This is a genomic window from Saccharopolyspora thermophila (assembly GCF_014646075.1).
Taxonomy (GTDB): domain Bacteria; phylum Actinomycetota; class Actinomycetes; order Mycobacteriales; family Pseudonocardiaceae; genus Saccharopolyspora; species Saccharopolyspora thermophila.
The window spans coordinates 52,237-64,703 of sequence record NZ_BMMT01000006.1; the positions used below are offsets into that span (position 1 = coordinate 52,237).

Sequence of the window (12,467 nt, forward strand, 5' to 3'; positions counted from 1 at the left end):
CACGAGACCGGGCTGCCGCGACCACTATGGACACCCGATGACGTCCCGAGATACGCACGCCGAGGCGGCAAACCCCCGGAAGTCTTGAACCCACACACCCACACGCGCCACAACGAGCCCCCAGGTTTGCCGAAACCTGGAGACCGACACGCCCTCGCGTGTTGGGTGGGGTTTTCCGAAAGTTGGTGTCGGGGGTGGTCTCTGGGGCGAAGTGGGGTGCCGGCGGACCCGCTAGAGATCTGCGGCCGAGGCCGCCGTGGCACCCGCCGGTGTGCCGAATCCCGCCAGCAGCCGCGCGGGGGTTCCCGCCACCGGCAGCCGGACCTCGCGGTTCCCGTGGCCGTCCACCTCGATCCGCTGCTCGGCCAGCACGGCACCTCCCGGGTCGACGACGAACAGGTGCACCACACCCGGGCCGTGCACCGCCAGACCCGCAAGGACCTCACCCTGCTCCGCGCGGGCACCGGTGAGCCGGGTGGCCCTGGCACCGGCGGGCGGTGCCCCGCCCAGCGAGGTACCGAGCCGCACCGCCTGCGCCACCGACTCCACGGAGTCCACGGAGGACAGCGCGTCGAGCGGGAGGACCGCGGCGGGCGGCGGGACCGGATCGCCCGCCGGGTGGTCCGCCAGCACCGCGCGACCCCAGCGGTACGGGTCGCCCTGCACGCCTGCCCACGTGGACCAGCCGATCCGCGACTGGCCGGTCTGGTCCTGCGTGTCGGAGTCGTACACCAGCACGTCCAAACCCATCCGCAGCGGGTCCACCGAGCCGGGCAGCACCCGCAGCGGGATCGACACCTCCACCGCGTACCCGTCGGCACGCACCTTCGAGGCGACCGTGACGCCCGGTGCGGTCTGCTCGCCGGGGCCCTGGTGGTTGTCGGCGTCCCGGACATGGCACGGGGGCCCGTCGCCCCGCGTGGTCGGCAGCACGGCCAGCTTGAACGTGCTCGAGGTGTTCTCGGAGTCACCCTTCGGGTCGATGGCGATCTCGACGGCGTCCGTGCGCCAGTGCCGCTTGCAGTCCTCCGGGGCCAGCGGCGTGCCCCGCTGGTCGTCCACCACGTCGACCAGCACGTGCAGGGCGTCGCCGTGCCAGGACAGCCGCGCGGTGGCGGCGCAGTCCGGTGGGGCGCACTGCTCGCCCTCCCACAGCGCGGACGCATCCAGCACCGCACCGGGGTATTCGCCCGGCCCGGCCTCGCCGTCCACTACCGGTTCCGCGGCGGCCCGCGGGATCGTCGTGGCCGGGACCAGTTCCAGCGCGGCCGTGCTCGTCCGGGTCGTGCCATCGGTGGTTCGCACGGTCAGCTGATACGGGTGGTCACCGCCCTGCGTTCCGGTGGGCATCCGCGGATCGGTGCTGCGCACCCGGAAGTCCACGACCCGGGTCTCGCCCGGAGCGAGGTCCGGGAACTGCTGCTCCGCCGACGCGACTTCGAAGCCCCGCGGCGGTTCGAACCGCACCGTCCCGGACCGCGCGGTGGCGCTGTTGTTGCGCACCACCGCCTGGACATCGCGTGCACCGAGCGCCGGAACGGTCTGCACCGGGTCCACCGCGTCCAGCAGCAACGGCAGCCCCGCCGCGGACGCCCACCGCTGGAACTCCGCGACGCCGGGCAGCGGAGCCTGCTCCGCCACGACCGGTGGCACGACGTCGACCCGCAGCTCGGTTTCGCCTTCGCCCTGCGCGGATCGCACCCGCACCGGCAGCGGCACCCGCCCGGGTTCGCGGCCCGGCGGCACGGCGATGTCGAACTCCGCCCGCGCGGTCGCGCCCGGTTCCACCGGACCGAACGCGCCGTCGCCGCGGACCTCCCACCCCGGCGGCACCTCCGGCTCGATCCGCCCGGCGCGCAGCGGCGTTGACGCCGGAGCGGTCACCTCGACGCCGACCCGCACGACCTCGCCCGGAACGACCCGCGCCCGGTCGGCCACCGCCGCCAGGCCGGTGCCGACCGGCAGACCGCCGGGGATCGGCAGCAGTGCGCCCAGCAGCGGTGCGTCCGGACCCTGCGCGCCCGGGGCGTGCGGCGCGCGGTTGGCCAGTTCGGTGAGATGGTCGCAGCCGATCCGCGCGGGGTCATCGGGGATGTCCGGGCGACCGGCCCAGCCCTGGGTGCGGTACTCGCGTTCGGCGAGCCGTTCCCGCTGCTCCCAGCTCATCCCGCCCGGGGCCGTGCGGCCACCCCACGCGTAGTACTCCGGCCCCGGCGATTCCGCCGGTGTCGTGCGCTGCTCGCAGTCCGGTCCGTGGACCTCCTCCTCGGCACCGGCGGCGTTGGACAGCACCCGGCGCACCGACCAGGGCGCCAGGCCCTCGTCGCCGATCTGCTCGGGGAAGACCGCCGGATCGGCCGCCGCCCGGTACGCCTCCAGCGCGAGGCGCGCGGCGTACTGGTGGTTGCCGTGGTTGCCCGGCGTGGGCGCGGGATCCATGGTGACGACCACCTCGGGCCGCGTCTGCCGGACGACGCGGACCAGCCTCGCCAGGACGTCGTGGTGGTTCCACGCGGATGCCGTCAGCGGCGCGCTCACCGTGTAGTACAGGTCCGGCTTGTCCAGGTTGTACACGTCGGAGACGCCGAGGGCGCCCACCGCGCGGCGCTCCTCGCTCTCCCGCAGCAGCCCGAGCGCCGGCCCTTCCTCCGGGCCGACCGCGTTGCCGCCGCCCTCGCCGCGGGTGATGGTCACGACCCCGATGCGCACCTGATGGTCGTGCTGCCACTGGCCGAAGGTCGACAGCAGCGACGCCTCGTCGTCCGGGTGCGCGCCGACGAACAGCACGTCCAGATCCGGATCGGCCGGCTGCGCCGATCCCGTGGGTGTCAGGATCCCGAAGCCCAGCAGCGCCGCCAGCGCAAGCGCCGGTCCGCCGCGTCGCAGTGGTCCCACCGCACTCTCCTCGCAAGATCGACTGCAGGGCCGAGGATGGCACGACCGCAGCTCCACCACTCAAGGCACTGCCGCGAGCTCCACGCCGACCTGCGCGGCCCGTTGTGCCGCCGTGGTCCGGCCAGGGGTCAGCGAAGCGCGGACGGTTGGTGCGCCGCGAACTCCAGGACGGCGGCGCGGACCTCCGCCAGGACCTCGGGGTTCGGCCCGGACAGGTAGAAGTGGCCGCCGGGGAACCACCGGCTGCGGAACGGCCCGGTGGTCGACTCCGCCCACGCCGCCAGCTCCTCCCGGTCCACCTCGGCGTCGCCCTCCCCCGCCAGGGCCACGACCGGGCAGTGCAACCGGCGGCCCGCCGGAGCGAGAAAGCTCTCGCTGAGCGCGAAGTCCGCCCGCAGCGTGGGCAGGAACAGCTCCACCAACTCCGGGTTCTCCAGGACCTCGCGCGGGGTGCCGTCCAGCCGTCCCAGCTCGGTGACGAACTCCTGGTCGGACAGCTCCGACATACGCCGCCGCCGGGTGGGCAGGTGCGGGGCGCGCCGGGCCGAGGCGATCACGCCCAGCGGTGCGGTGCGGCGCGCCAGCTCCCACGCCAGCCCCGCGCCCATGCTGTGTCCGAAGAACGCGTACGGCCGGTCCAGGGACGGCGCCAGCTCGCGGGTGATCTGCTCGGCCAGCTCGTCCATGCGGTGGTGCGGGCGTTCGGCGATCCGCGCCTCCCGCCCCGGCAGCGGCACCGGGACGACCTCGATCTCCGGGCCCAGCGCGCCCACCCACCCCCGGTAGGCGGACGGGCCGCCGCCGGCGTGCGGAAAGCAGAACAGCCGGATCTGTTGCACCACAACTCCCTCCTCGCGACCGGCTCCCGGTCGCGACCAACGCCATGGAACGGGCTTCGCGCAGCGAGACGGTATCCGCGGTTTCGCCACAAGACCCGCAAGCCAGCCCGCGAACTAGGTGTACCGGCGGTACTTCCACACCGACAGCGGCACGAACACCACCACAATCCCGCCGATCCACAGGAACGCCCCCAGCGCCGACGGCGCGACCGGGCCGCCCACGAACAGCGCCCGGCACGTGTCGGTGACCAGCGTCGTCGGGTTCACCTGCGCGAACGCCCGCAGCCAGCCGGGCATCGTGTCCAGCGGCACGAACATGGAGCTGCCGAACTGCAGCGGGATCGTCCAGATGAACCCCACCGACTGCACCGTCTCCGGGCTCTTGATGGCCAGGCCGATGAACGCCGAGATCCAGCACAGCGCGAAGCCGTAGGCGAGCAGCACCCCGATCGCCGCCAGCGCCGACACCACGTCGGTCTGCACCCGGAAACCGATGATCAGTGCGAACACGAACATCACCAGCTGGCCAAGCAGCATCCGGCACATGTCCGCGGAGATCCGCGCCGTGAGCACCGCGGAGCGGGCGATGGGCAGTGAACGCAGCCGGTCCATCACGCCGCGGCTGGCGTCCACGTTCAGCGTGACCCCGGTGAGCCTGGACGCGAACGACACCGTCTGCACCATGATCCCGGGCAGCAGGTACTGCTTGTAGTCGTTCTGGTCGTTGGCGATGGCGCCACCGAAGACGTACACGAAGATCAACGTGAAGATCATCGGCATCAACGTGGCGTCCAGGATCGCGCCGCGGTCGTTGACCACCTGCAGCAGGTTGCGCCGCGCGATGGCCCCGGTGTGGCGCAGCATCGCGCGCGGCCCGACGCGGCCGGACACCTCCCGCAGCCGCGACGGCTTCGGTGGTGGCTCGGCGCGGCGCGGCGCCGCCGGAGGCGGGCCGGAGCGGGCCGGTGGCTGCTGTGGCGCGACCGGCCGGGGCGGGGCGCCGTGGGCGCGCCCCGGCGGGCGGGGCTGTGGCGGAGGACCCGGCCGCTGGCCCGGGGGGACCGGGGCGCGGCGCGGCGGGGGGCCTGCAGCGGGCACGGTCATCAGAACACCCTCCGCAGCACCACCGTGGCGTCCGGGTCGGCCGGTTCGCGCGGCTTGTCGGTCAACGTCAGAAACACCTCGTCCAGGCTCGGCAGGTGGGTGTCCACCCCGGCGATCGGCAGCTGGGACGCGGCGAGCATATGGATCACGGCAGTCAGCTCGGCCTCGGTGACGATCGGCACCGACACCAACCGGTTTTCCCAGTCCACCCGGAAGTTGCGCACCCGCATGCCGTTGAGCCGGCGGGCCAGCTCCTCCAGGTGCTCCGGGCGGGCGGTGCGGACGCGCAGCACCTGGCCGCCCACGCGGGCGCGCAGTTCGCTGCTGGTGCCGGAGGCGATCACCCGGCCGCGGTCCATCACCACCACCGTGTCCGCCAGCGCCTCGGCCTCCTCCATGTACTGGGTGGTCAGCAGCACGGTGGTGCCGTCGTCCACCAGCGCGCGCACCGAATCCCACAGGTTGTTGCGGCTGCGCGGGTCCAGGCCCGTGGTGGGTTCGTCGAGGTAGAGCAGCGCCGGGTTGCCGACCATGCTGGCGGCCAGGTCCAGCCGCCGCCGCATGCCCCCGGAGTACTTGCCCGCCGGGCGCGACGCCGCCTCCACCAGATCGAACTGCTCCAGCAGCTCGTCGACACGCTCCCGGGCGCGGCGCCGCGGCAGGTCCAGCAGCCGGGCGATCATGTAGAGGTTCTCGCGACCCGAGATATTCTCGTCCACCGACGCGTACTGGCCGGTCAGGCCGATCAGCCGACGCACCTGGTTGGCCTGCCGCACCAGGTCGTAGCCGCCGATGCGGACCCGCCCGCCGTCGGGGCGGATCAGCGTGGCCAGCATCCGGACGGTGGTGGTCTTGCCCGCGCCGTTGGGGCCCAGCAGGCCCAGCACGGTGCCCTCCGGAATGGTCAGGTCCACGCCGTCGACCACCCGGCGGTCGCCGAACTGCTTCACCAGTCCCTCGACGAGCACCGCCGCCGTCATGACGCCGGGTTCCGTGGTCGGCGGCGCATTCCGGTCCACATGAGACTGAACCCTCCGTCGGCTGCTTCGGCTTGGCGACCTCCGAGTGTAGCCACGGCCCTTATCGGGGTGATATCGGAAAAGGAATCAATATCGGCGCGAAAAATGGCATGCCTACCTTCACCGCCACGGGTCGCCGCGGCACGCGGGCGATCGCAGCCGAACCGGAAGGTTGGTGGAGTATGTCGGTGGCAGTCCGCACCGAGGTGCCGGCGCAGACGGTGACGATCGAGCCGCCCGTCGCACGGGAGATCGAGCAGATCGCGCTCGACCTGCTGCCCGTGGCCGGGGGCCGGGTCGATGATCCGGCCTGGGTAGCGGCGGCGCGCGAGGCGTGGGAGCAGCTGCCCGCTCCGGTGCGCACCGCGATCCGGCGGTTCCGCCGGGATTCCGGCACCACCGGCGCGCTCGTGATCAACGGCCTGCCGCTGGGTCCCGGTGAGGTGCCGGACACCCCGATGGTCGAGGGTTCGGTGCAGCGCACCGCCACCGTGCCCGCGGCGGTGCTGATGATGGTCGCCACCGGCCTGGGGGATCCCGCCGCCTTCCGGCCGGAGAAGTCCGGTGCGCTGGTGCAGGACGTGGTGCCGGTGCCGGGCAAGGAGGAGTTCCAGGGCAACGCCGGATCCGTGCTGCTGTCGTTCCACGTCGAGAACGCCTTCCACCCGCACCGGCCGGACTTCGTGATGCTGTCCTGCCTGCGCGCCGACCACGAGGCGGTCGCGGGCCTGCGCACCGCCTGCATCCGCCAGGTCTTCGGCCTGCTCAGCGGCCCGGCGCGGGAAACGCTGTTCCGCGCCGAGTTCGTCACCGAGCCGCCGCCGTCGTTCGGGGCGGTGGAGGGCGACGCCACGCCGCACGCCGTTTTGACCGGCGCGGTCGACGACCCCGACATCAAGATCGACTTTTCCGCCACCAAGCCGCTGACCGAGCGGGCCCGCGAGGCGATGGACGAGTTGCAGAAGCTGTTCGCGGACAACGCCCACACCCACTACCTGAAGCCGGGGTCGATGGCCATTGTGGACAACCGGGTGACGGTGCACGGACGCACCGCGTTCCAGCCCCGTTACGACGGCAAGGACCGCTGGCTCCAGCGCACCTTCTCGCTGGCGGACTTCCGCGCCTCCCGCGCGCACCGCACCGCCGACGGTTACGTCCTCGACTGATCCGACCGCAGCCACGTCCCGGGCCCGGCGGTTCCCGTGGAGATGACCGCATCGGTTCCCGCCGAGATCGCCCGGAAAGAAATTCGATAACGAGGCAAAAGGCGGCGCGGTTAGCGTCGCCGGGGCCAGTCTCGAGTGGAGGGAGAGCCTCGGTTGAACCGGTCATCCGCCGAACGGCGCGCGTTCTGGACGAAGGTCCTGGAAGGCGCCGCCTTCACCCCGATCCCTCGCTGGCACGGCCCCGAACCGGAACCGCCGAGCACCGCGTGCCACGAGCTGGAGCTGCCCGCGGCCACGACGCAGCGGCTGCGGAGCACCGCTGAGGCGCTGGGCGTGCCGGTCAGCACCCTCGCACTGGCCGCGCATGTGAAGGTGATCGCCGCCGTGACCGGGGAACCCCAGGTGGTGACCGGGTTCCTGGTCGACGGCGGCGATCCGGCGCCCTGCTCGGTGAGGCTGCCGGACGGTTCGTGGCGCGCACTCGTGGCGCGCGTCCACAACGTGGCCGAGGAGATCCGCGCGCACCTGCCCGCCGAACTCGGCGGGACCGTCTTCGACACCGTCCTCGACCTCACCGCCGCGGCGGGTGAGCTCGGGGACGTCGTGCTGCGCACCGGCTTCACCGCCGAGACGGGCCTGCTGCGCCTGCAGCACCGGGCCGACCTGCTCAACGCCTCGCAGGTGCACCGCATCGGCGGCTACTACCTCGCGGCGCTCGACCAGCTCACCACCGACCTCGACGCTCCGCACAACGCCGCGTCGCTGCTGTCGGCGGAGGAGCACCACTACCAGATCTTCGGCCTGGCCGGTCCGCGGCGGGACCTGCCCGAGCAGCGCGTGCACGAGCTGTTCGAGGCGCGGGTGCAGCGCCACCCCGACGCGGTCGCCGCCGTGTACCGGGACCAGCGGTGGACCTACCGGCAGCTCAACGAGCGCGCCAACCAGATCGCGCACGCCCTGCTCGCGCGTGGCCTGCGTGCGGAGGACGTGGTCGCGGTGGTGACCGACCGGAACCTCGACTGGATGGCGTCGGTGCTCGGCGTGTTCAAGGCCGGCGGCTGCTACCTGCCGGTGGAACCGGACTTCCCCGCCGACCGGATCGCCAGGACGCTGCGCCGCAGCGACTGTCAGTTCGCGCTGGCCGAGGTCGGCCGCACCGCGAACCTCGACGGCGCCGACGTCGACGTCGAGGTGCTGCCGCTGCGCGACATCGGCGGTGACACCACGAACCCGGGTGTCCCGGTCGCGGCCGACCAGCTCGCCTACGTCTACTTCACGTCCGGCTCCACCGGCGAGCCCAAGGGCGCGATGTGCGAGCACGCCGGGATGATCAACCACCTGTTCGCCAAGATCCACGATCTCGGGATCGCCGAGGGCGCCGTGGTCGCCCAGACGGCGCCGCAGTGCTTCGACATCTCGCTGTGGCAGCTGGTCAGCGCGCTGCTGGTGGGCGGCCGCACGGTGCTGATCGAGCAGGACGTGATCCTCGACGTGCAGCGCTTCGTCGACAAGATCGCCGAGCACCGGGTGCAGATCCTGCAGCTGGTGCCGTCGTACCTGGAGACGGTGCTGACCTACCTGGAGGACTCGCCGCGCGAGCTGCCCGCCCTGGAGTGCGTCTCGGTCACCGGCGAGGCGCTGAAAAAGGAGCTCACCCAGCGCTGGTTCGCCACCTATCCGGGGCTGAAGCTGGCCAACGTCTACGGGCTCACCGAGACCTCCGACGACACCAACCACGAGGTGATGACCGAGGTCCCGGTCCGCGACCGGGTACCGCTGGGGCCGCCGGTGCAGAACACGCACGTCTACGTCGTCGACCCGGACCTGCGTCCGGTGCCGCTGGGCGCGCCGGGCGAGATCGTCTTCTCCGGGGTGTGCGTGGGGCGCGGCTACATCAACGACCCGGAGCGCACCGCGGCCGCGTTCCTGGAGGACCCGCACCGGCCCGGGAACCGGCTGTACCGGTCCGGCGACTTCGGCCGCTGGCTGCCGGAGGGCAAGCTCGAGTTCCTGGGTCGCCGGGACGCGCAGGTCAAGATCCGCGGGTTCCGCATCGAGATCGGCGAGATCGAGAACCAGCTGCTGCGCGTCCCCGGGGTGCGCGACGGCGCGGTGGTGGTCACCGAGGACGGCGGCGGCAACAAGAACCTGGTGGCCTTCTACACCGGCCCCGAACGGCTGGACCCGGAGGAGTTCAAGCGGTTGCTGAGCCGCGGCCTGCCGCACTACATGGTTCCCGACCACTTCCACCACGTCGAGGCGCTGCCGCTGACCGCCAACGGCAAGACCGACAAGAAGGCGCTCACCCGGCTGGCCGCGGAACGCGCCGCCGAGGACTCCGCGGCGCACCAGCCGCCGCGGACGCCGACCGAACGCGACCTGGCCGCGAAGTGGGCCGAGGCGCTGGGCGTCGCGGTGGACCAGGTGGGCCGCACCGACCACTTCTTCGACCGCGGCGGCACCTCGCTGTCGGCGGTGAAGCTGGTCATCAAGCTGGAGCGGCGGGTGTCGCTGAAGGACGTGACCGCCAACCCGGTGCTGGCCGACCTCGCGGCGGTGCTGGACGGCCGCACCGCGGCGGGCACCGGCGTCCTGCAACAGCTGTCCGTGGCGGACGGGTCGCGGCACGGGCTGGTGGTCTTCCCCTACGCCGGGGGCGGCCCGGTGAACTTCCACGCCTTCGCCCACGCCCTGCGTGCCGCCGGGATCAGCACCTACGCCGTGCAGTTGCCCGGGCACGACCTGGGAGCCGACGCCGGAGCGTTCGCCGGGCTGGAGCAGACCGCGGCGGACGTGGTCGCCGAGATCGGCAAGCTCGGTCTGGAGACGATCTCGCTGTGGGGTCACTCGGCCGGTGCGGCGTTCGCCGTGCACGCGGCCCGGCTGCTGGAACAGCAGGGAACCCGCGTGCACCAGGTGATCGTCGGGGCGCGCGCCCTGAATTCGGTCGAGGAGCTGCAGCGCGACATCGCCGAACTGGACGCCCTGTCCACCGAGGACATCAAACAGCGCCTCGGTGCCGAAGCCGCGTTCCGCGAACTCGACCGGCTACGGCCCGAGCACGCCGCCAACGTCGCCGAGGCGTACCGGCACGACGTGCGCGTCGCCGCCCGGTACCTCCTCGACCTCCAGACCGCTCCCCCGCGGCGGCTGTCCGCACCGCTGACCGTGGTGTTCGCCGAAGGCGACGCGGGCCTCGCCGAAGGGCTGGCGAGCCCGTGGGAGGTCGTCGCGCAGCACGTGGAGCGGCGGCGAATCTCCGGCGGTGGCCACTACTTCCTGGCCACGCACGCCACCGAGGCGGCCGCCGTGGTGCGGCCCGCCACCGAGAACCCGGCCCCGCAGCCAACCGGAAAGGTACGACCGATGGCCTCCGCTGAACTCGACGTTGTCACCGCCGCGGACAAGCCGGCCGTCCTGCGCGTCGGCGATGTGGCCGACGCCACCGCGTGGACCGCCGAGCACCGCGCCGAACTGCGCTCCCTGGTCGATGAGCACGGCGCGCTGCTGATCCGTGGCCTGCGGCTGACCAACGCCGCCGACTTCGGCCGGGTGGCGCGGGAGCTCGCCGCGCCGCTGATGCAGGAACGCGAGGCGTTCGCCCGCCGCTGGACCTACGAGGACGGCGTCTACTCCTCCTCGAAGTGGCCGCCGAACCAGCCGATGTGCATGCACCACGAGCTCAGCTACACGCTGGAGATCCCGGGCCTGATGCTGTTCTCCTGCCTCGACGCCCCCGACTCCGGCGGTGTGACCGGCGTGGCCGACGCGAGCGCGGTGCTGGAGGCGCTGCCCGCCGACCTGGTGGAGCGGTTCGAACGGGAGGGCTGGCAGCTGCTGCGCCACTACAACGAGATGGTCGGGGTGCCGTGGCAGGAGGCGTTCGGCACCGACGACCGCGCCGCGGTGGAGCGCTACTGCCGGGACAACGCCATCGAGTTCGAGTGGGACGGCGCGGACGGCCTGCGCACCCGGCAGCGCCGCTCGGCGATCCTCACCCACCCGAAGACCGGCAAGCGGGTGTGGTTCAACCAGGTCGCGTTTCTCAACGAGTGGACCATCGACCCGGAGGTGCGCGACTACCTGGTGATGGAGTTCGGCCCGGACGGACTGCCGTTCAACTCCCGTTACGGCAACGGCGACCCGATCGGCGACGACGTGATCGCCCTGCTCAACAAGGTCTACGAGGAGCACACGCAGCGCGAACCATGGCAGGCCGGTGACCTGATGCTGGTGGACAACATTGCCCGGGCGCACAGCCGCGAACCCTACGAGGGCTCCCGCGAGGTGCTGGTGGCGATGGGCGACCCGGTGCGGGTGGCCGACTGCGCCCCGACCGTGGCACTGTCCTGATCGCGCCGACCGGCGCGAACCACCGACGACAGGAGTTCCCACTCACCATGTCCGAACAAGCCAAGGTCCCCTCGTTCACCGTGATCTCCGGCGCCCAGGTGCAGCAGGCGCTGGCCGGGCGCGAGCGGCAGGTCGTGGACATCGTCGAGGCGGCCTACCGGCTGCACGGCGCGGGCAGCACGGTCAACCCGCCGTCGTACTTCCTGCGCTTCCCCGACCGGCCGACCTCGCGGATCATCGCGCTGCCCGCCTCGCTCGGCGGCAGCTCCGCGGTGGACGGCATCAAGTGGATCTCCAGCTTCCCGGAGAACGTCGCCGCGGGTATCCCGCGCGCCTCCGCGGTGCTGGTGCTCAACGACCACGACACCGGGTACCCGTTCGCCTGCCTGGAGAGCTCGATCATCAGCGCGACCCGCACCGCGGCGTCGGCGGCGCTGGCCGCTGACCACCTCAGCCGGGACCGGGGCCGACCGCGCCGCGTCGGGTTCTTCGGGGTGGGGTTGATCGCCCGCTACCTGCACACCTACCTGCACGCCACCGGCTGGACCTTCGACGAGATCGGTGTGTACGACCTGTCCGCCGACCACAGTGCCGGCTTCCGGTCGTACCTGGAGCGCGTGGAGTCCGGGCCGCGGATCACCGTGCACGACAGCGCCGAGGAGCTCATCCGCTCGTCGGACCTGGTGGTCTTCGCGACCGTCGCGGGCACCCCGCACGTGCACGACCCGGCGTGGTTCGCGCACCACCCGCTGGTGCTGCACGTGTCGCTGCGCGACCTGTCGCCGGAGATCATCCTGTCGTCGGTGAACGTCGTCGACGACGTGGAGCACTGCCTGAAGGCCGACACCTCCCCGCACCTGGCCGAGCAGCGCACCGGAAACCGCGACTTCCTCGACGGCACCATCAACGACGTCCTGGACGGCCGGCTGAAGATTCCGGGTGACCGCACGGTGGTGTTCTCGCCGTTCGGCCTGGGTGTGCTGGACCTGGCCGTCGGCAAGTACGTCTACGACGAGGTGCTGGCCCACGGTGAGCCGACCGTGGTGCCCGACTTCTTCGCCGAACTGCGCCGCTACGGCTGAGGGAGTTCG

The 12,467-nt window shown here is 72.3% G+C and carries 7 protein-coding genes; 3 read left to right on the plus strand and 4 right to left on the minus strand.

Annotation, left to right across the window (positions count from 1 at the left end):
* Positions 1-231 precede the first annotated feature (231 nt).
* The 4 genes from IEY17_RS10640 to IEY17_RS10655 form a co-directional block, all read right to left on the minus strand.
* Complete coding sequence (locus IEY17_RS10640) at positions 232-2,895, minus strand: sugar-binding protein (RefSeq protein WP_229680020.1); 2,664 nt, start codon at positions 2,893-2,895, stop codon at positions 232-234.
* A gap of 128 nt (positions 2,896-3,023) precedes the next feature.
* Complete coding sequence (locus IEY17_RS10645; protein WP_229680021.1) at positions 3,024-3,737, minus strand: thioesterase II family protein; 714 nt, start codon at positions 3,735-3,737, stop codon at positions 3,024-3,026.
* A gap of 111 nt (positions 3,738-3,848) precedes the next feature.
* Positions 3,849-4,838: an ABC transporter permease gene (locus IEY17_RS10650; protein ID WP_229680022.1), complete on the minus strand. Its 990-nt coding sequence runs from the start codon at positions 4,836-4,838 to the stop codon at positions 3,849-3,851.
* Positions 4,838-5,818, minus strand: a complete 981-nt coding sequence (locus tag IEY17_RS10655) for an ATP-binding cassette domain-containing protein (protein WP_188987328.1) — start codon at positions 5,816-5,818, stop codon at positions 4,838-4,840. Before IEY17_RS10655 ends, IEY17_RS10650 begins: the two co-directional genes overlap by 1 nt.
* A 221-nt stretch (positions 5,819-6,039) precedes the next feature.
* On the opposite strand from IEY17_RS10655, the gene IEY17_RS10660 reads away from it, so the two are divergent.
* The 3 genes from IEY17_RS10660 to sbnB all read left to right on the plus strand — a co-directional run bounded on the left by IEY17_RS10660 (position 6,040) and on the right by sbnB (position 12,458).
* Positions 6,040-7,023, plus strand: a complete 984-nt coding sequence (locus IEY17_RS10660; protein ID WP_188987177.1) for a clavaminate synthase family protein — start codon at positions 6,040-6,042, stop codon at positions 7,021-7,023.
* A 153-nt stretch (positions 7,024-7,176) separates the two neighbouring features.
* On the plus strand, positions 7,177-11,376 hold the full coding sequence (locus IEY17_RS10665; RefSeq protein ID WP_229680023.1) for an amino acid adenylation domain-containing protein: 4,200 nt from the start codon (positions 7,177-7,179) through the stop codon (positions 11,374-11,376).
* Positions 11,377-11,423: 47 nt separating this feature from the next.
* Entirely contained in the window at positions 11,424-12,458 is a 1,035-nt protein-coding gene (gene sbnB / locus IEY17_RS10675) for a 2,3-diaminopropionate biosynthesis protein SbnB (protein WP_188987178.1), read from the plus strand.
* Positions 12,459-12,467 lie beyond the last annotated feature (9 nt).